We start from the raw sequence: 20,067 nt of genomic DNA on the forward strand, positions 1-20,067 counted from the left end.
AGGTGCGGTTCAGGAGACTAGAAGCATCCCGATGTCGTGTGGATTGGCGTAGACAATAAAAATAAGCCTGCGTGAGGCCTGACATGATTTCTACAACCGCACAGCGCCAGGACGGGTTCGATCAGTGGATCCATCAGATCAACCAGATCTGCGGCGCCTTCAACGCACAACCCCTGGGCAGCGACTTTGCCGGGCGGATCCGCGAATACCACAGCGATGCCTTAAAGCTCAGCTTCGTCGATGCTTGCCAGGCTCGGCTCTACCGCACGCCGCAACAAGTGGCGGCGGGCGAGGACGGCAAGTACTTTGCGGTGTTCCAGCTCGATGGCACCGCAGGCATGGCCCAGGGCGACGACAAGGTGCTGTTGTCCGCCGGTGACATCACCCTGATCGATGCCTCGCGGCCCAGTGATTTCACCTACAGCGAAAATTCCCGGCAATTGTCGTTGATCCTGCCGTATCAACTGGTCGAGCAAACCCTGCGCTTCAACCAGGTCAAGTGCGGCCACCGGATCGCGGCGACATCGCCCATTGCCATGCTTTCGCATCGCTTGATCCTCGATGCCACGCGCCAGCAGAACCTCAGCCGCCAGGAAAGTGAAGCGACCCTGGAAGCAATTGTCAGCCTGCTGCGTCCGGCCATCAGCCAGACCGACGATTGCACAGACCCGCACGAACGGATCTTCCGCAAGACCCTGAGCTTTATCGACGCGAACATCCGCTCCGAGGAACTGTGCCCGGAATGGCTGGCGCGGGAAGTCGGCATGTCGACCCGAGGCCTGTACCGGATGTTTGCCAAGAAAGGCCTGGTGGTGGCGCGCTACATCAAGAACCGACGGCTGGACCTGTGCGCTGAATCCCTGCGTCAGTCAGGCAAGGAACAGAAATTGTCGGTGCTGGGGTATTCGTGGGGGTTTTCCGATTCGAGCTACTTTTCCACAGCGTTCAAATCGCGCTTCGGCATTGCACCGGGCGAATACCGCAAACAGTACGCCTGATTTCATGAGCACCGCTTGACCCTGTGGGAGCGGGCTTGCCCGCGATAGCGGTGTATCAGACAACAATGCTGTCCACTGACACTCCGTCATCGCGGGCAAGCCCGCTCCCACAGGTAATGTGCTTACCGTTTTACTTCGCTGAATTGAGATTCAACGTTGGCGTTTCATCAAAGAAGTTCCACGGCTTGAGCAGCACATGCACCCATTCGGTCGGCATGATCGGCCATTCCTCGGCGCGGGCGATGTGGGTGGTGCCGGTGGTCAGCCAGACCACATTGTCGGTGTTCTCGATGGACTGGTTGTCCTGGGTGAACTGCCCCAGCCCCGAGTCCTTGTCCGAGCGGTTCGGGTATTTGCCCTCCGGGTATTTTTCCTCCGGGTTGTACTGCGTCACCCACAGTTGCTTGTCCATGAAACTCAGCCGGTGGTAGAGCCATTCGTCCTTGCCGAAGTTGGCACCCTTGGCCACCGGGTGCGTGCCGCCGGCATACGGAATCAACTGGTAGGACACTGGGTTGCCGACCTTGTTTTCCTTGCTGAAGTTGGTCAGCAGGCGCACGGTCGACGGGTCGAATTTCTGCGCCGCTTGCTGTTCGCTGGTGACTACTCTGGTCTCGGTCTGCATGGTGCTGGTGCGCGGTCCGCCGCGGTCGTTGGGCAACACCACCGGGTTCACTTCCACCAGCGAGTTCTGCTCGCCGTCCACATCCATATCGAGGCGGAAATTGTAGATGTGCTGGTGCGTGGTGCCGACAATGTTGTGGTCGAGCAGAGTGCCGTAGCGGGTGTCTTCCTTGGCGGTATCTTCGTGCATGGTCCTGGATTTCACGCCCTTGACCGCTTCGATACCGGTGGCGCCGGCATCGATGCCGAGGGTGCCGTTCTGCTGGAAGACCCAGTCGAAGATGTAGTCGTAGTTGCCCACGGTGCTGATCCAGCGCACCACCAGTTCACGCCGCTCGGTGCTGAGGTTGGGCTGGCCCATTTCCTGGTGTTTGTACTCCGGGCCGGCATAGCGCTCGAATACCGCGATGGCCCGGGGGATGGCGGTTGGTGCGCCGGTGTAGTCGGCGATGGTGGCGTCCAGCAACACGGCGTTTTGCGGCGCGTCTTTGCCGCGGGCAATCGGTGAAGTCAGGGTGCCCATGCCGTAGTCGCCTGAGTCCAGGTAGGCCTTGAAGTACCAACCGACATCGGGGTCGCCGTAAGGCACGATCATCCCGCCCAGCGAGCCTTCGTACATGATCTTGCGTTTCTTGCCCTTGTCGTCGTAAGTAACGGTGGACAGGATCGGCCCGACCCGCGAGTCGAGGCGAACATGGAAATCCCAGTTCTGCCAGTGAATGCTGTTGCCGCTGATGGTGTAGTTCTTGCCCTCGGGTTCGATGATTTCCAGCGGTTTGACGGCCACGGCCTGGCGTCCACGTCCGTCATACGGCGTCGGTTTCATCGGCACCGGGATCAGCGCGTCGTCTTCGATCTTGATCAGTTTTTTCTGTTCCAGATCGACAATCGCCACCAGGCCTTCGATCGGGTGCGCCCAAAAATTGCCGTCATCGACATTCAGGTAGCTGACGATTTTCAGCAGGCGTTTGTCCTGCGCCAGGCCGTCCTTGCCGTCGAAGTAACCGACGGTCAGCGGTGTCGCCACGACCTTCTTCACATCGGTGATACCGCGCTTGGCCAAGGCTTGCGCGTATTCCGGGCTGGTTTCCACGGCGGTCTGCACCGTGGCGAAATCGTCCAGCAACACCATGCCATGGGCGCCTTGCAGCGGTGTCCAGGACTTGAGCTGTTTGCTGTCGAGATCGACCAACGCTTCGATCACATGCTTGCCGTCCAGTACCACGATCGAAGCCTGGCGCGGCTGGCTGACGTTTTGCCCCGTAAGGACGAAGTTCCACACCTGATCCTTCGGCGGTTCCTTGACCGAGACTTCGGTGAAGCGAAAGCCAGGTTTGTAGTTTTCCGATTGTTTGACGATGTCCACCGCCGCCGTGATTTCAGCCGCGCTCAAGGGGTTGAGCGGGCTGGGGCGGGTTTCGACAACGAAGGTCTTGTCCAGGCCGGACTGGAACACCTGGTTGATGAAGTCCTTGGACATGAACGCCGTATGGTCCTTGAACACCACCGGCACCGTCAGCTCGATGCGCTTGCCGTTGAGCATGGCGACTTTGCTGTCAGGCTTGACCTTGAGGTAGACCCCATCCTTGGCAATGGTGAACAGGTTCGAATAATCGTCCCATTTGACCGTGGCCCCAAACGCTTCAAGACCCGCCTGCAGTGGCACCATTTCCGCTTGGCCACCATGGGCCAGGGCATTGCCGGCGCAGAAAGACAGGCCGAGGGCACTCAGGGAAATGGCCAGGGCGAGCCGGGCAAGCGGTGATCTCTTTGGTGATGCGTGGGTGCTGGACATGTGTGCATTCCTGAGGAAAAGCCGGTGACTGGCATTCTTGCACTTTGCTACAGCCAGCCGCCGGATGCATTGGGATTCCTGCCAGATTGCTTTGGATGCGTGCCGGGTTACTGTTTTTTGCGCATCGCCACGTACGAATTGCGCAGGTCGCTGGCCCAACCATCGAGCACGCTCTTGACGTTCGCCGTCGTGATGACTTGCTGGTCGTTTTCCAGCGGGACACCCGTGCCTTTGCGCACCACTTCAGCTACCACGGCCTTGGTCCCGCCATCGAGAAACAGCACTTCGGTAGCGATTTCACTGTCCTGGTCGCGGATCCCGGTGGCCGTGCTGACGCCCGCTGCAACCAGGGTAATCGGCAACCATTCATAGTAGCGCAGGCTTTGGGTGCTGGCCGTGACGCCGGTGATCGCGGGCCGAACGATCAGGGTGTTGGGGCCTGGGGTCGTGACCACGGGCAACACTTTGCCCAGTTCGTGCTTGAGCACGGCGTCGTAATACCAGGTGGTGTCCGAGAGCGTAGTCTGCGGAATTCGCTCAGTAGGCAGGGGCTGTGGATAGAACTGGCTCGGTTCGATGTACACCTGCGTGTAACGCTGGACCTTGAGTGTCGGGCTCACCCAGCTCAGCACGGTTTGCCCCGACGGCGACTGGTGTTCGGTCAAAACGCTGTAGTCCTTCAAGAAGCCCGAGTAGGCCTCAGGTGTGACTTTTTTGTTGCTGCACGCCGCAAGGGCCAGGGTGGTGGCAGCCAATAGCGGCAGCGAGAAGTGTTTTCTCATCAAGGGATTCCTGAGTGGATGAATTGCGCAAGGGGCTTGCCGCTGATCATCTGCCGCCCGGCAGCTCTTCCGAGCATTCGATACGCAGGCCGCCATGGGCCATGATCCAGTGGGTGAATTCGGCAATGGGCACTGAGTGGATGTATTCCACCCAGTTGCTGTCGGTCGGGCTGTAGCGCTCGTAATAACGGCGCAGTACAACGTGGGTCCGATCGTCGGTCAGACCCAGGCATGCCTGCTGGAATAAAATCGGTTCGTCGTCGCCTGGGGTACTTGTGCGCTGATTGAGGATCACGCTATGCGCGCTATCGACCGCCTCGATCGGGTAGGTGCTGTTCGATCCCTGCATGGAAGACCTCATGGGTTGAAAGTCGCGCAGGGTGCCGCAGGGGGATTGCGGTGGTATGTCCGAAAAATGTCCGGGATGTAGAAATGTTGCTCGATTGAAATATATGACCGCGGCCGCGCAATGGTTTTAGATACGCTCCTTTTCCGACCCATGGACCCCTGAACGTGAGCAGACTGCTGATCGTCGACGACGATGTGGAAATCCTGGACTTGCTGAAAAAGTTCTTTGTTCAGCATGCCTACGAAGTGGATCTGGCCACCCAGGGTGACGCCATGTGGGCGGTGATCGAAAAAAACCGCCCGGACATCATCATTCTTGACCTGATGCTGCCGGGCGAAGGCGGCCTGAGTCTTTGCCAGAAGCTGCGGGCGAGAACGGCAATTCCGATCATCATGTTGACCGCCATGGGCGAGCTGAGCGACCGCATCATCGGTCTGGAACTGGGCGCTGACGATTACCTGACCAAACCGTTCGACCCGAGGGAGCTGCTGGCCCGTCTGCGCGCTGTGCAACGTCGCGCAGGCGAGAAAAGCCTGGGGCAGGAACCGACGCGGCCGGTCATTACCTTTGCCGATTGGCAACTGGATATCACCTGTCGCGAGTTGCGCTCACCCGAGGGCGTGATGATTCCGCTGTCGGCCGGGGAGTTCGATTTGCTGCTGGTTTTTCTCGAGCATCCGCAACGCATTCTCACCCGGGAACAACTGATCGACCTGGCGCGTGGCCAGGGCCACGATGCCTATGACCGCAGCATCGATGTGCAGGTCAGTCGCCTGCGCCGCAAGATCGAACCGGACAGCAAGCGCCCGGACCTGATTCGCACGGTGCGCAACGGCGGCTACATGTTCTCTGCCAGGGTAACCCGCTCGTGATCCGTCGACTGGCCCCTCGCGACACTCTCAGAAGCCGGATCGCGCTGACCATCGTCGCGGCGATGATCGCTTCGCTGGCACTCAATGGTTTGTTCATGCAGCTCGCCGGTACATGGGGCCGTCCGCCCATCGAACGCACGGGCTTGCTGGAACAGATGGCGGCGAATGTGCGGGTAATCGAAGCGGCGCCGGCGGCCTCGCGTTCGCATTTGGCCGCTGCGGCAAGCAGCCCGATGCTTGAGGTGAACTGGCACCCGCAGCGGTCCGATTTCCACCTGCCCTCGGGCGGTAAACAGGTGACGCCGAACAGTTCGCCGTTACAGCAATTGCTGGGTGATACTCCCCGAGACATAGAAGTCTTCAACCCCGGCGACTGGCCGGACGAAAGCCCTCAGGCGCACTACGTTGCACTCGTGCAGTTGCTCGATGGCAGCTGGTTGTCGTTCACGCCGCCGGAACGAAGCTGGGGGCTCGACGCCAATGTCCGGATCCCGATCATCATTGCCCTGGGTCTGATCGCAACCCTGCTCGTCGCCTGGGTTGCCACCCGGCAACTGGCCAACCCGCTGCAACGCTTTGCCAGCGCCGCGCGCCGCTTCGGCGGGGATTTGCATGCGCCGCCGATCAAAATCGAGGGCCCCCATGAGATTCGCCAGGCCATCATCGCCTTCAACACCATGCAGGCGCAGATTCGGCACTTTCTCAGCGAGCGCACGCAAATGCTCGCCGCCATCTCCCACGACCTGCGGGCTCCTTTGACGCGGATGCGCCTGCGCAGCGAGTTCATGGACGACCTGGAGCAGCAGCGCAAAATGGTCCGTGACATCGAAGAAATGCAAACGATGATCAACGCGGCGCTGGGCTTTTTCCGCGAAGAAACCCACAGGGAGCAAACCACTGCGTTCGATCTCTCGGAGTTGCTGCAAACGATCATCGATGATTTCCGCGACCAAGGTATCGAGGTCGATTTCACTGGCCCGGCCCATCTGGTGTACGACGGCCGCCCGCTCGGGATCAAGCGGGTGGTGGTCAATCTGCTGGAAAACGCAGTGAAGTATGCGAGTAAGCCGAGCATCCAGCTGATGGAGGATGAGCAGCGGGTTTGCATCGAAGTCATGGACGATGGCCCGGGCATTCCCGAGTCTGCGCTTGAGCGAGTGTTCGAGCCTTTTTATCGACTGGAAACCTCACGCAACCGTGATACTGGCGGTGTCGGCCTGGGATTGTCCGCTGCGCGGGCAATCGTTCGCGAACAAGGCGGAGAGCTGACACTGCGCAATCGCAGCGGCGCGGGGCTGATTGCGCGTGTGCAATTGCCCGGCGCTCGCAGGGCAAACGCTGCCGGACGATAGCGGATGGCGGGCTGTTTGCCCACTGAGCTGCAAATCGTTGCCTTGGGTTAATAGGAAGCATTACTATTCACGCCCCCGTCTCCACAGCACACCGAAATGATCCCCAAGCTGCCCCGCAGACACGGCTTTTTCGAGCATTACGAAGAGTTGGTTGGCACCTGGACCCGTCGCCTGAGAAACCGTCAGCAGGCTGAGGATCTGGCCCACGACACCTTCGTGCGGGTGCTTGAGGCGAATTCGGCGGCGGTGGAGCAACCTCGGGCTTACCTGCACCAGACCGCGCGCAATATCGCGGTGGACGGTTATCGGCGTGAGGATCGGCGGGGCGCCATGGAGTCAGAGGCGATTGATCTCAGTGTGTCGTCAACCGGCGACCCGGAGCATTTCATGCACGCGATCCAATTGGCCGATTCCATCGAGCGCGCGCTCACCGAATTGCCGATCAACTGCCGCAAGGTGTTTGTCTGGCAGAAAATCGAAGGCCTGACCCAGGCTGAAATCGCCGAACGCCTGGGGTTGTCCAAGAACATGGTGGAAAAGTATATGATCCGCACGCTGCGGCATCTGCGCGACCGCCTGGACGGACTGCAATCATGAGCGCCGGCCATTTTTCATCCCCAGCCAAACAGGAACTTCCATGATGGATACTCGTGCTTGTGCGTGCGGGCAAACAGCGGTCCGCGATGAAGCGGCGCGGTGGTTTGTGCTATTGCAGGAACCTGCGGTCGATGTCCAAACGCATCGCCAGTTCGAAACCTGGCTGGACCAACACCCGCAACATCGAACCGAATTCGAATGGCTCCAGGGGCTGTGGAAAGCTGCCGACCTGGTGCCTGCGGCGCGTCTGCAAGCGCTGTGTCAGGAAGCGCCAACGCGCAACAAACGCCGCCCGGTGCTGCGTTATGCGGTTGCCGCCAGCGTGTTGGCGGTAGCGCTCGGGCTGGGTTTGTTCAGTGGCCTGAATCATCCGGCGCCTTACACGGCTGAGTTCTCCACAGCACTGAACGAGCGCCGTCATGTGGCGCTGCCGGATGGCTCGGTGGTCGACCTGGACAGCCGAAGTCGCATTCAGGTGCGATTTGAAAAAGACCGGCGCACCGTTGAACTGAGTGAAGGCGAGGCGATGTTCAGCGTCCAGCCTGACACCCGCAGACCCTTCATCGTCGAGGCCGGCAACGGCAAAGTCACGGTCACCGGCACCCGTTTCGATGTGCGCCGTGGCGCCAGCGAAACCCGGGTCGTGGTGGAGCAGGGCACCGTCAAGGTTCAGGGGCACGACGCTGCCGACAACGATTTCATCAACCTTACGGCTGGCCTGGGCACCCACGTCGATGCGCACGGCAAAGTCGCGGCGGCCTATGCGGTCAACCCGGCCGAACTGACCGCCTGGCGCAACGGCAAACTGGTCTTCAACAACGCCAGGCTGGTCGATGTCGCCGAGCAAGTCTCGCGCTATCGCGAGACGCCGCTCAAGGTCGGCAGCCGCGCAGTCGGCGATCTGCGTCTGACCAGCGTGTTCAAGTCCGACAACACCGATGCGCTGCTCAAGGCCTTGCCGAGCATACTTCCGGTGGCCGTACGTACCCTCGATGACGGCAGTCAGGAAATAATTTCAAAATAAAATTCAGGTTTTTTTCGAGTTCATCGTCTTCCTGTTCAACTGCAACTGGTTTGCATTAACAAGCGCACACTCTTGCGATTCACAGGACGCCGTTTGACGTGAAAAAATCCGCCGCTAAAAACAACAATCTCCCTTGGTTGCCCTTGGCGCTCGCACTGGCGATCAACGTTGCGATGCCCCAGGCCTTCGCGGCCGACGCCATTAAAATCAGGGCGCAGCCACTGGGTCAGGCCTTGAGTGAGCTGGGCCAGCAAACGTCGTTGCAGGTTTTTTTCAGCCCTGAACTGGTGGCCGGCAAACAGGCTCCGGCGGTGGAGGGCAATATTTCCCCGGAAGAGGCGCTGCGTCAGCTGTTGCAGGGCAGCGGCCTGCAGTACCAGATCGACGAAGGCTCGGTCACCTTGTTGCCGGCGCCAGCGGCGGCTGCAAAAGGGCCGCTGGAATTGGGCGTGACCGACATCAAAGTGGTCGGTGACTGGCTCGATGATGCCGACGCCGCCGTGGTGCAGAATCACCCGGGCGCGCGGACCGTGATCCGCCGCGAAGCGATGGTCGAGCAAGGTGCGATGAACGTCGGCGACGTTCTGAAACGTGTGCCGGGCGTGCAAGTGCAGGACGCCAACGGTACCGGTGGCAGCGACATTTCCCTGAACGTTGGTGTTCGCGGCCTGACGTCGCGCCTGTCGCCGCGCTCCACTGTGCTGATCGACGGCGTGCCTGCGGCGTTCGCGCCTTACGGCCAACCGCAGCTGTCCATGGCACCGATTTCCTCCGGCAACCTCGACAGCATCGACGTGGTGCGCGGGGCCGGCTCCGTGCGCTACGGACCACAGAACGTGGGCGGTGTGATCAATTTCGTGACCCGTGCGATCCCTGAACAAGCCTCTGCGGAAATCGGCACGACCCTGGAAACGTCCCAGCACGGTGGCTGGAAGCATATCGACACGGTATTTGCCGGCGGCACCGCGGACAACGGCATGGGCGTGGCGCTGTTGTACTCCGGGGTGAACGGCGACGGCTACCGTGAGCGCAACAACGGCAACGACATCGACGACGTGATCCTCAAGACCCATTGGGCACCTACGGATTACGACGATTTCAGTCTTAATTTTCACTACTACGACGCCAGCGCCGACATGCCCGGCGGCCTGACCCAGGCGCAGTACGACGCTGACCCGTTCCAGTCCGACCGGAACAACGACAGCTTCAGTGGCCGTCGCAAGGACGTGTCGTTCAAATGGGTCCGCCAACTCGACGACCGCACTCAGGCCGAAGTGCTGACGTACTACACCGACAGTTTCCGCGGCAGTAATATCGCCGCCCGCGATCAGAGAACCATCGGCTCGTTCCCGCGTACCTACTACACCTTTGGCATCGAACCGCGTGTATCCCATGTGTTCGATGTCGGCCCGACCACCCAGGAAGTCAGTGTCGGTTATCGCTACCTGAAAGAAGCCATGCACGAAGAGGCCAGCCGCCTGGGGCTCAACAGCAGCAACGAGCCGGTGGTACGTCCAGGTTCGGACGGGCATGTCTATCAGGACCGAACCGGTGGCACCGAAGCCAACTCGGTGTATATCGACAACAAGATCGATGTCGGCCAATGGACCGTCACTCCCGGTATTCGCTTTGAACATATCAGTACCGACTGGCACGACCGCCCGGTACTCGACACGGCCGGCCGGCCCGTACCGGAAAAGAAACGCAGCATCGAAAGCAACGAACCGCTGCCAGCGCTGAGCGTGATGTATCACATCTCCGATGCCTGGAAACTGTTCGCCAACTATGAAACTTCGTTCGGCAGCCTGCAGTATTTCCAGCTCGGTCAGGGTGGTACGGGCGACAGCACTGCCAATGGTCTGGAGCCGGAAAAAGCCAAGACCTATGAAATCGGCACGCGCTACAACGATGACGTGTGGGGCGGCGAAGTGACGTTGTTCTACATCGACTTCGATAAAGAGTTGCAGTACATCAGCAACGATGCGGGCTGGACCAACCTGGGCGCAACGACCCACCAGGGGATCGAAGCATCGGTGCATTACGACATGGCGGCACTGGACCCGCGTCTGGCCGGTCTGACAGCGAATGCCGGCTACACCTACACCCGTGCCGTCTATGAAGGCGATATCCCGGATTTCGAGGGGCGTGACCTGCCGTTCTATTCGCGTCAGGTGGCCACCGCCGGGCTGCGTTACGACATTGATCGCTGGACCTACAATATCGACGCCTTTGCCCAGTCCAAACAGCGCTCACCGGGTGTTGCGGTGAACGCCGACGGCAGCTTCAGCAACAACTACATCACCGAGGGCACGGCCGATGGTCAGTACGGTGACATTCCGGGCTACGTCACCTGGAACGTCCGTGGCGGTTATGACTTCGGTCCGCAGGTGTCGAACCTGAAGCTGGGCGCGGGGGTGAAAAACATCTTCGACAAGCAGTACTTCACTCGCTCCAGCGACAATAACTCGGGCATGTACGTTGGCGCGCCGCGTACGTTTTTCGTGCAGGCCAGTGTTGGCTTTTAATCTTACTAAGTGATGCTTTCCTGATGGTTCCCGCAGATTATCAAACTGCGGGAACATATCCTTGCTTATTCGGGAAGCTGGAAATCAACGATAGGAGAAGGGTTTCCTGCCAGATCATTAGTTTTAAGACAAACTTTCACCGGGCCGTTTGTTACATCAACAGTAAAAACGCCGATTGATGGTTGTACCCTCTTGTAACCTTGCTGGTCCAGACAGTCAGTTTTTTCGCGTGAAACTACCTTGTATTGGTACGAATAAGCATCCAAATCGGGAGAGACCGGAAAAGCTCTCACTGTATACTCTGACGGGTCGTTCTGGTTTTGACTGATAGAATAAATAGGGGTGAGCTGGCTCGGCCCCTCAAGCATCCATCGCCAGTAAACTCGTGCATTACGCGCATCCCATTGACCCGGCGCGCCGATTTTGTGCTCCTGCCCCATAATGCATAGCAAATACATGCCGGCACCGTCGTGCAACTCTCGACTCAGCTTGTTCTCGCCGCTTGTATTGCTGGAAATTGCCTCGCTGTAACCCGTTGGCACTCCACATTCATTAATTGTTCGCGTGAACTTGTATCGGTAATAAGGACTATCCACAGCGAAGGGCTGGGTCCAAAGCCATGGTATGACGGCTCCGGAGTGATCACGCTCAAGCTTAATGAAAGTGTTCACGGGTGGAGTGGCTGAAAACTTGAAGTTCGGGCCTACAGAGCAGGATGGGTTGAGAGGGTCAAACCGTCCCTGGTTAAAGCACGCTTGTAAGCCGATTGCCGACGTGGAGTAATTGGTATTCAACTTTTTACTTACCTTGCCGTCCATGACTTCGCAGGGTGCACCGCTGCTGCATCGCGAATGCCCACTGCCTTGTGTGGTCGTGCCCACCACTGCAAGAATTTCATTGTTGAAGCGTCCTAGTACCGGCGATCCTGAAATGCCGCTCATGACATCCAGGCATCGATTGCTGAGTTGATCCTGCCATGCCCATAGGCCCTCAACAATGCCGGTCGAGTGCTCGCGCGGGCAGGCCATTCGTTGAATGTGGCGTTGTAGAGGTGCTCCAACTATCAATACACCAGACTCCGCGGGCAGACTGGTTGCCAATTTTAATGGCTGAATACCATCGCTAATCACTTGTCCAATAGTACGATCAAGTTGAAGAATCGAAATATCCTGCCCTCGGATAGTGCTCCAATTGATTCGTTTAACGGGGTACGATTTGGTGAACTCGATGGTATCTGCAAAGAAGTTGAAAGTAACTTTTCCAGTTGCATCTTCGTCTACCAGAACCACGTTGGAGTCCAGGTTGGTGCAGTGTCCGGATGTCAATACATAGGCTGGACTATCCCGCTGATCGACTGTTTGGCGCGTGTCAATCAACGAACCCGTACAGGTCATACCGTTTTCCACCGTCACACGGCCAATCGACTGCCAGTGATCGTATTGACCGTTTACGTTGCCCAAGGGCTGTGCCGGCGCGAAGTCGGGTGTTCCTTCTCCCCAGTCGCGACTTATGGATTGTGGGAGCACAGAGCAGGCGCTCATGTTTATCAAGAGTACGATCGGCACTAACCAGTCAAGGAAGAGAGCTTTCATGATTCATCCATAAGTTGAGGAAACTCAACTTATGGTGTGATTTTTTTGCGGCCTCGGTCTACTGACAAAGTTGACAGTAAAGTGAGCAGAAGATTGACCACTTATCGTAAACAAGTGGCTCACACCTTCAATACCTTCCCGCCAATCGCCACCGCCACCAGCAACAACGCCATCAACCCAAAGGCAAAGCTCAAGCTGGCGGCATGGGCGACAAAGCCGATCACCGCAGGCCCGGCAAGAATCCCGGCATAACCCAGCGTGGTAATGGCCGGCACGGCGATGCTTTCCGGCATGACGGTCTGTTTGCCCACGGCGGTGTACAGCACCGGGACAATGTTCGAGCATCCTGCACCGAGCAACGCATAACCGGCCAACGCCGCTTCCCAGCTCGGGGCGAATGTCGCCAGAAACAGCCCGGCCGCCGCAGTCAGCCCTCCGAACACGATCACCCGTGTCGCGCCCAGCCGCCGCACGATTTTGTCACCGGTCAAGCGTCCAACCGTCATGGTCAGGGCAAACGCCGCATACCCCAGCCCCGCATAGGCCGTATCGATCCCGCGCTCCTGCGCCAGGAACACTGCACTCCAGTCCAGTGCCGCGCCTTCGGCGAGGAAGACGATGAAGCACATGCCGCCGATGAACAGCACGATGCCATGGGGAACGGCAAACGCCGGCCCTGAACTGTCGCTGCCATAGGGCAACATGTGTGGTACGGCCTTCAGCAGGGCGACCAACAGCAAAGCGACCACCACCAGCATCGCACCGAGCGGCGACAACCCCAGGCCGAGCAAAGCACTGACACCTGCCGCGCCGACGATTCCGCCCAGGCTGAACAAACCGTGGAACCCCGACATCATGTTCTTGCCGCTGGCACGTTCGACGATGACCGCTTGCAGGTTCACTGTCGAATCAACCGTGCCGAGGCCGGCGCCGAACATGAACAGCGCGCCGATCAGGGCCGGAATCGACGACACCGTGGCCAGCAGCGGCAGCGCTGCACAGATCAATAGCGTCCCGCCGGTCGCCACTTTGCGGCAACCGAAGCGCGTGGCCAGGATCCCAGCCATCGGCATGGCCAGAATCGAACCCACCCCCAGGCACAGCAGCAACAAACCCAACGTGCCTTCGTCCAGCCCGGCCCGCGCCTTGGCATACGGCACCAGCGGTGCCCACGCGGCGATGCCGAACCCGGCGATGAAAAAAGCGACGCGCGTGGACATTTGTTCCATGCGCCCGGGAACGAAGAGCGGTGGGGTATTGATGGCGGTCATGAAAAGTCCTTGGTAACGCAGGTGACTGACTGTGTGCAGACCGCCATCCTTGCACATCAGTTCACCTGTCGCGACCCTGAAGGCTGCTCACAACCGCTGGCCCAGCAGGCTAAAACGTTCCTCGGGTTACGCTGACTTCGCCACTGGTGAAGCTGACGTTCGGACCCGGTTGCCAACGCACGGAGTCAGGCGAATTGCTGTTGCGCATGATGCATTTCCATTCGATGACCTGATGCGCCGGCAACTCGATGACTCGCGTCCAGCGGTTCTCTTGGGGGTTGTGCGTCAAGGCGATGGCATGGCGCGGGTCCCATGCACCCAGTTCAAGAGATGAGCCCACGGCATAAACGGTTTGGTCGACGGAGGTGGGGGCGTAGTCGCAATTGAAATGAACGCCTATGGGCGGTTGCTCAGAAGGCGTACTCCAGATGCGGATTTTATCGCCGTCCGCTGCCAGCGCTGGTTGGCCCAGGTTTTGTGGCAGGTTCGTGAAATCCGAATCCAGCGCGATAACCAGGCTTTTCAGAATGCCTGTCGTGGTGGCCACCATTCCGGAATACTGCGGATGAAAACGGATCTCGGAGTCAGCCTTGATGCCAGCCTCCTTACGTAGCCTGATCAGCTGGCGAATCAAGTCGCCACGTTGCCAGTCGTACATGTCCGGCCAGTACACCGCGGGTGTACCAGGGCTGCTGAGGATATAGGCATAGGCTTGATTACGCCGCTCTTCTGGCAACGGCCAGTGATGTTGTCCTTGATTCGGACCCGGTGAGTAGCCAGTGTCATGGTTGTCGACAAAGGTTACGGCAATCTTGCGCCATGCGGGATCCGGGTTGCCATTGAGCCCGTCTCGCCATTGGGCGAGCGAACCGTTTTGCATGCGTTCCTTGAGGGCAAAGTCGAAGACCGTACAGTGCGAGCGGTCTGCCCAGTCCTTGAGTGCATCTTGCCAACTGGCCTTATGACGCCAGTCACCTTCAGGGTACTCACCTGGGCCTTTCCACATTTCACCGATGCAAAACTGTTGGTCGCCAAAGGCCCTCATCCACCGATCAACCGTTTCCGGTGCATAGCCGCGGACGAAGTCGAAGCGCAGGCCTTTGGCACCGTAATGGTCGCGCAGGTTGATGAGTTCCTTTTCGAAAGCGGTGAAAACCTCTGTGTTGGCGGTATTCAGATCGGCCGCGCCGTCCATGAAAGCATCGCCTTCGTCACATTGCGCACAGTCGTGACGCCACTCATTTCGCCCTCTGGGAAATAGTGAATAAACGTCTTTATCGTTCATGTGATTGGGCACGATGTCGTACACCACTTTCACGCCGGCCTGACTTAACGCCCCGGCAGCCTGCTGAAGTTGTGCATCGCTTCCGTAGCGGCTGCCCTTATCGAAACTGTGCCAGAAATAGCCTTCACCTCCACCTTCGGCCGAGAGGGTTTTCCACTGGGAAACATCGCTCCAGGGAGGTGGCATCCACACGGCGGTGAAGCCATCGCTACCAATCCCACCCGCCATGCGTGTCAGTACCGCGTACCACTTTTCCGTCGGGTTGCGGCTGGAGTTCCAGTGAAACCCTTGCAACAGGATTTCCTCGCCACCGCCATTGCGCACCGGCTCATCGGCGATTGTCACACCGCTTGAAATCAGGGTTATCAGAATAAAAGGCAGGGATATCCATTTCATGGTGTCACCGGGCAATAAGGGCCAGGATTCAACTTTGCGCTGGTGCGGATAGGTTGTCTGCTGTCATTAATGACAGGTGACGACAACAGTTCGCGATAAACCCCGGGCGCGTAGTAACCGCAATTCGACGGGGCAATCGATTGCTGTCGTCTTCCGTGAGGCCCTAAAGTACAGACTCTTTTTTGGCTGAACTCAGGACTGGTACATGACTCGGCTCTACGATGCACGAGGCAATATCTACATGGTTGCGGCGCCCGAGGCGCTGCGGCAAATGGGCATCGCTGTGCCCGATCAAGCCGGCCACGCCGCGCAAACCCGCCAATTGTGGGCGTCGGCAGCCGTCGAAGCATGCTGTTCCTGGGCACCGGGTGAGCAACCGACCGGCAGCAAGGCTCATCGCAGCGATGGCTTGCTGGTTGGCCCGTTCCAGTCGTCGCCACCGTTCGATCTGTTGATTGTCAACACCGACGGCACCCTCGCCGAACGCAGTGGAAACGGCCTGACGATTTTCTCCCAGGCCCTGAGTGACCAAGGGTTATTGCCCCGGGACGAGGCGTGCGTGCTCAGGGTTCATCACGACAAGGCCGATGTGATTTCACCGGGAGAAACCTCGGTGAAAGCGGCGCAGGTCGAAGGGGTGCAGGGTTTCTGGCTGGATCTGGGGCAACCGACTTTCGGCCCGCAAGCAGTCAGTGCTCAAGGCGTTGAGAGTGTAACGTTCAACGGCCGTGAGCTGAGTCATGTACAGCCGTTGGCAGCATTGAACGGCGCATGGGTCCGCAGTCAGTTTGTACGGGTCGGTAATCCGCATTGTGTGACGCTGGTGGACCACATGGATGCGCTGCCGAGCAACGAGCAAATGCGTGAACCCGCATTGGGCGAAGGGCTCACGCGAATCGCTTTCGCCATGCCCACCGGGGCAGGACAACCGTGCCCGGCGGGGATCAATCTGCAATGGGCGGCCCATGATGCCGCGCAGCGAGTGATCGCGCGAGTATTCGAACGCGGCGAAGGGCCGACGGCGTCCTCCGGCACCAGCGCCACGGCGGTGGCGTGCGCGGCCTGGCGGGTGGGCTGGGTGAGTGCCGGGGAGGTGAAAGTGACGATGCCCGGTGGTACTGCGCCGATTTTGCTGGAGGAAGAGCGGGGGAAGTTGAGTCGGGTTAGTCTGTTTGGTACGGCCCGGTTGGTTAGTTGAATCTTATGTCGCCGTTATCGAATCGCCGCCCACAGTAACCCCGGCATATGTGGACAGGTCCTACAGAAATTTGGCAGAGCGGCATAGGAAAGCTCTTTTTCGCAGTACTCAGGGGGTGTTAGTCAAACCATTGTTTAAAGAGAAAGTTGTAGCTTTGCTCATGAAGGAATTGATGAACAATTCCACTGCCAAGGAACGGTGGCATGGCATTTGACGCTTTTTTGAAAATCAGTGGAATCCCGGGTGAAGCGCTTGATGAGCAACACAGTGACTGGATCGAAATTACCGGCTACCGCTTCGGCACCCACCAAGGAACGTCGGCTACGGCCAGTTCTGCGGGGGGAGCTTCTTCGGGGCGTACGACCGTTTCCGATTTTACGTTCACCAAAACCCTGGATAAATCCAGTAGCAAACTTTTGGAGGCTAGTTGCGCGGGTGAGCACCTGAAAGAAGTTGTTTTAAGTTTGCACCGCGCAGGTGGCGAGAAACTCAAATACTTCGAGATCCAGCTTGAAGAGGTGATCATTTCCAGTTACTCGCAAATAGCAAATGACGGGATACCTACCGAAAGTATCAGTCTAGATTACGGGCGCATAAGAACGATCTACACCCAGCAAAAGCGTACAGACGGCGCAGGCGGCGGAAACGTGGCCGGTGGGTGGGATCGTATTGCTAATAAGAAATGCTCGTGAGGTTTAGCTGATGTCAAAGGCCTACATTTTTATCAATGAGCATGTGCAGCCCTATTCGTATTTAAAGTCAAAGTTGAATCTTGGGCAAAAATCCAGTATCAAGTTTGATGTGTTGAATTCTCACATTATCAATACAGTGGTGTTGCCCGGTGAAATAGTAATAGTAGGTGATGAATCAGTAGCGTCGTGTACGGCCGAAGAAGCGTTTTATATGCGCAAAGCGTTGGAAGTCCATTTGGCGATTATGACAAATGGAATGCAGAGCGATGGTTTCATAGTTGAAAATCACGAACTTTTGACAAGAATGCTTGGTTATTCATCCATAGGGATTGGCGCGGTGGGTGGTGCCTGGAGCAAACACCTTGATGGCATCAAGACAACCCTGGAAAAAATCGAAAGCGCTCATGGTGATTTATTGAGACAGGGTGGCGCTGAGAGTCGAGATGCCTTTTATACAAAGCGTAAGGCTCTATTTGAGAAGCTTGATCATCAGTTGAGAAGCTTTGCCCGATTTGGCTCCGGTTTGCGTAACCAAGGCTCGATCAAGGACATGCTGGGCATTTCCACCAAAAGTTACCTGCATACGGGGACCATAGCCGGCTATGCCGAAACCATTAATGGCGTGGCGAAAGCATCCAGCCTCATGAAAAAAGGGACCTATCTGGGGGTCGGCCTGAGTGTAACTGCAACAGGTGCCTCAATTTATGAGGCATGCACGACTGGGCGTGAAGAGCAATGCAGGAAAGCTAAGTATCTAGAAGGAGGGAAGTTGTCGGGCAGCCTGTATGGTGGATCTTTCGGCGGGTTTGTTGGAGGTTACGTAACTTCAATCGGATGCGCTGTTGCCTTCGGGGTCGCTACCGGCGGGGCCGGTGCACTAGCTTGTATGGTGGTAGGGAGTGGAGTAGGCGGTTGGGCAGGAGGAGCAATCGGTGGAAATATAGGTGGGATGGGCGGTGACATAATTTATGAGTATCTTCAATAATGAGGATTGTATTGGGTTTTACTGCAATATTTTTAATATTCTTGATGTTTTTGGTGTTGGTGTGGATATTTATATTCACCATTCGATATACGGAAATAATAGAAAGCTACTTGGATAAAAGTAAATATGTTGCAAGCAATCGTGAAGTGTTTTCTGGTTTTGGCTTGATTGGAAAGGTTCATAGGTGTGGATCAATTGCAATAATGTTTTTGATCCCTCGGCTATGCGAAAAACGGGGTCTTATAGAGAAGGATGAGTTGTTGAATTTGCCGCTAGATCTTAAGCGAAAGTTGATAGCGCCTTGGATTGCAGGTGGAGTGGTGTTTTTTTCGATGGTTGTCCTTAGGTTTTTGTTGGTTTGATTTTTTACATTAGGTTATCGCTAGTTTACGCCACGGTGTATAGCCGGTGACAAATCGACTAGCGATAACCAGGGTGTAATTGATTAAACCGGAAGATCAATCCACCCCACTGAACTCCACCACCGGCATCGTCCGCTTCATCAACACCTTGCCTCCACGCACCGAATACAACGGCAATCCCTGGCTGCGGATCACTTCGTAATCGCTTTCGGCAGAAAGAATCAGCAGGTTCGCTGGCCGGCCCGGTTCCAGTCCGTAGCGGTCACCCAGGGCCAGGGCCTTGGCGCTGTTGTCGGTGACAAGGTCCAGGGCGCTTTGCAGGTTGCGGTAACCGAGCATGTGACAGATGTGCAGGCCCGCTTCGAGTACCCGCAAGATGTTGCCGTTGCCCAGCGGATACCACGGGTCGACGATCGAGTCCTGGCCGAAACACACGTTCATGCCGGCTTCGAGCAGCTCGTTGACCCGGGTCACGCCCCGGCGTTTCGGAAAGTTATCGAAGCGGCCCTGCAGGTGGATGCTTTCGGTGGGGCATGAAACGAAGCTGATGCCCGAATGCCCGAGCAGACGAAACAGTTTGGCGCAGTAGGCGTTGTCGTAGGAGCCCATGGCCGTGGTGTGGCTGGCGGTGACCCGCGAACCCATGTCGCGGCTGCGGGCCTCTTCGGCGAGCACTTCGAGGAAGCGTGAGTGCGGGTCGTCGGTTTCATCGCAATGCACGTCCACCAGACACCCGGTGCGTTCGGCCAGGTCCATCAGGAACTTCACCGAACTGACACCCTGCTCGCGGGTGTACTCGAAATGCGGAATGCCTCCGACCACGTCGGCACCCATGTGGATCGCTTCCTCCATCAAGTCCCGGCCGTTGCGATAGGACTCGATGCCTTCCTGCGGGAATGCGACGATTTGCATGTCCACCAGGTGCCGGCTTTCCTCGCGCACTTCGAGCATCGCCTTCAGGGCGGTCAACTGCGGGTCAGTGACATCGACATGTGTGCGCACGTGCTGGATGCCGTGGGCCGCCAGGTTCTGGATGGTTTTCCTGGCCCGGGTTTTGGTGTCTTCCTGGGTGATGGTGGCTTTGCGCTCGCCCCAGCACTCGATGCCTTCGAACAGCGTACCGCTCATGTTCCAGCGCGGCTCGCCCGCAGTCAGGGTTGCGTCGAGATGAATGTGCGGCTCGACGAAGGGTGGTATGACCAGGTTGCCGCCAGCATCCAGATCGTCTGGCCCCAGGGTAGGTGCTTCGGTCTGGCGGGCGATGTTGCTGATCAGGCCGTTTTCCAGGTGCAACTCATGCAGGCCTTCCTGGTTGCGCAACCTGGCATTGATGATGTGCATCAGGAGAGTCCTTTTAGAGGTTCGGTT

Annotated in this window: 17 protein-coding genes; 10 read left to right on the top strand and 7 right to left on the bottom strand. The window is 57.9% G+C overall.

Features of this window, described 5'->3' with window-relative positions; genetic code table 11:
- Nucleotides 1–83: 83 nt before the first annotated feature.
- On the top strand, nt 84–998 hold the full coding sequence (gene feaR, locus D8U18_RS17885; RefSeq protein ID WP_130904200.1) for a transcriptional regulator FeaR: 915 nt from the start codon (nt 84–86) through the stop codon (nt 996–998).
- A gap of 130 nt (nt 999–1,128) precedes the next feature.
- Here feaR and tynA read toward each other — a convergent pair whose 3' ends face one another.
- The 3 genes from tynA to D8U18_RS17900 all read right to left on the bottom strand — a co-directional run bounded on the left by tynA (nt 1,129) and on the right by D8U18_RS17900 (nt 4,548).
- The gene (gene tynA / locus D8U18_RS17890; RefSeq protein WP_131108111.1) at nt 1,129–3,417 is read right to left on the bottom strand and encodes a primary-amine oxidase; all 2,289 of its coding nucleotides are present in this window, start codon (nt 3,415–3,417) and stop codon (nt 1,129–1,131) included.
- A gap of 107 nt (nt 3,418–3,524) precedes the next feature.
- A complete protein-coding gene (locus D8U18_RS17895) occupies nt 3,525–4,199 on the bottom strand; it encodes a DUF3313 domain-containing protein (RefSeq protein WP_131108112.1) in 675 nt (224 codons plus the stop codon).
- A 46-nt stretch (nt 4,200–4,245) separates the two neighbouring features.
- A complete protein-coding gene (locus D8U18_RS17900; RefSeq protein ID WP_056854835.1) occupies nt 4,246–4,548 on the bottom strand; it encodes a hypothetical protein in 303 nt (100 codons plus the stop codon).
- 164 nt (nt 4,549–4,712) lie between these two features.
- Between D8U18_RS17900 and D8U18_RS17905 the strand changes: the two genes are divergently transcribed.
- From D8U18_RS17905 to D8U18_RS17925, 5 genes are all read left to right on the top strand, one after another.
- Entirely contained in the window at nt 4,713–5,420 is a 708-nt protein-coding gene (locus D8U18_RS17905; RefSeq protein WP_056854834.1) for a response regulator, read from the top strand.
- Nucleotides 5,417–6,772, top strand: coding sequence for an ATP-binding protein (locus D8U18_RS17910; protein WP_056854833.1), 1,356 nt, complete (start codon nt 5,417–5,419; stop codon nt 6,770–6,772). The genes D8U18_RS17905 and D8U18_RS17910 overlap by 4 nt, the downstream gene beginning before the upstream one ends.
- Before the next feature lie 96 nt (nt 6,773–6,868).
- Entirely contained in the window at nt 6,869–7,369 is a 501-nt protein-coding gene (locus D8U18_RS17915) for a sigma-70 family RNA polymerase sigma factor (protein WP_056854832.1), read from the top strand.
- Between the two features lie 40 nt (nt 7,370–7,409).
- A complete protein-coding gene (locus D8U18_RS17920; protein ID WP_131108113.1) occupies nt 7,410–8,393 on the top strand; it encodes a FecR family protein in 984 nt (327 codons plus the stop codon).
- A gap of 98 nt (nt 8,394–8,491) precedes the next feature.
- Nucleotides 8,492–10,918, top strand: a complete 2,427-nt coding sequence (locus D8U18_RS17925) for a TonB-dependent receptor (RefSeq protein ID WP_131108114.1) — start codon at nt 8,492–8,494, stop codon at nt 10,916–10,918.
- Nucleotides 10,919–10,983: 65 nt separating this feature from the next.
- Here the strand turns inward: D8U18_RS17925 and D8U18_RS17930 are convergent, their stop codons facing one another.
- From D8U18_RS17930 to D8U18_RS17940, 3 genes are all read right to left on the bottom strand, one after another.
- Nucleotides 10,984–12,510 carry a trypsin-like serine protease gene (locus D8U18_RS17930; RefSeq protein WP_056854829.1) on the bottom strand — a complete coding sequence of 509 codons (1,527 nt, stop codon included), beginning with the start codon at nt 12,508–12,510 and terminating at the stop codon, nt 10,984–10,986.
- A 119-nt stretch (nt 12,511–12,629) separates the two neighbouring features.
- Complete coding sequence (locus D8U18_RS17935) at nt 12,630–13,781, bottom strand: MFS transporter (protein ID WP_056854903.1); 1,152 nt, start codon at nt 13,779–13,781, stop codon at nt 12,630–12,632.
- Between the two features lie 109 nt (nt 13,782–13,890).
- Nucleotides 13,891–15,462 (bottom strand): glucan 1,4-alpha-maltotetraohydrolase domain-containing protein, encoded by a 1,572-nt coding sequence (locus D8U18_RS17940; protein WP_056854828.1) that lies wholly within the window; start codon nt 15,460–15,462, stop codon nt 13,891–13,893.
- A gap of 205 nt (nt 15,463–15,667) precedes the next feature.
- On the opposite strand from D8U18_RS17940, the gene D8U18_RS17945 reads away from it, so the two are divergent.
- The 4 genes from D8U18_RS17945 to D8U18_RS17960 all read left to right on the top strand — a co-directional run bounded on the left by D8U18_RS17945 (nt 15,668) and on the right by D8U18_RS17960 (nt 18,699).
- Complete coding sequence (locus D8U18_RS17945) at nt 15,668–16,660, top strand: hypothetical protein (protein WP_056854827.1); 993 nt, start codon at nt 15,668–15,670, stop codon at nt 16,658–16,660.
- A gap of 203 nt (nt 16,661–16,863) precedes the next feature.
- Nucleotides 16,864–17,352 (top strand): type VI secretion system tube protein Hcp, encoded by a 489-nt coding sequence (locus D8U18_RS17950; RefSeq protein ID WP_056854826.1) that lies wholly within the window; start codon nt 16,864–16,866, stop codon nt 17,350–17,352.
- Between the two features lie 10 nt (nt 17,353–17,362).
- Nucleotides 17,363–18,337, top strand: a complete 975-nt coding sequence (locus D8U18_RS17955) for a hypothetical protein (protein ID WP_056854825.1) — start codon at nt 17,363–17,365, stop codon at nt 18,335–18,337.
- An 11-nt stretch (nt 18,338–18,348) separates the two neighbouring features.
- Nucleotides 18,349–18,699, top strand: a complete 351-nt coding sequence (locus tag D8U18_RS17960; protein ID WP_131108115.1) for a hypothetical protein — start codon at nt 18,349–18,351, stop codon at nt 18,697–18,699.
- 96 nt (nt 18,700–18,795) lie between these two features.
- Here the strand turns inward: D8U18_RS17960 and codA are convergent, their stop codons facing one another.
- Nucleotides 18,796–20,040: a cytosine deaminase gene (gene codA, locus D8U18_RS17965; protein WP_056854823.1), complete on the bottom strand. Its 1,245-nt coding sequence runs from the start codon at nt 20,038–20,040 to the stop codon at nt 18,796–18,798.
- Nucleotides 20,041–20,067: the final 27 nt, after the last annotated feature.

The sequence above is a fragment of the Pseudomonas sp. Sample_10 genome, assembly GCF_004321495.1.
In the GTDB taxonomy this organism is placed as follows: domain Bacteria; phylum Pseudomonadota; class Gammaproteobacteria; order Pseudomonadales; family Pseudomonadaceae; genus Aquipseudomonas.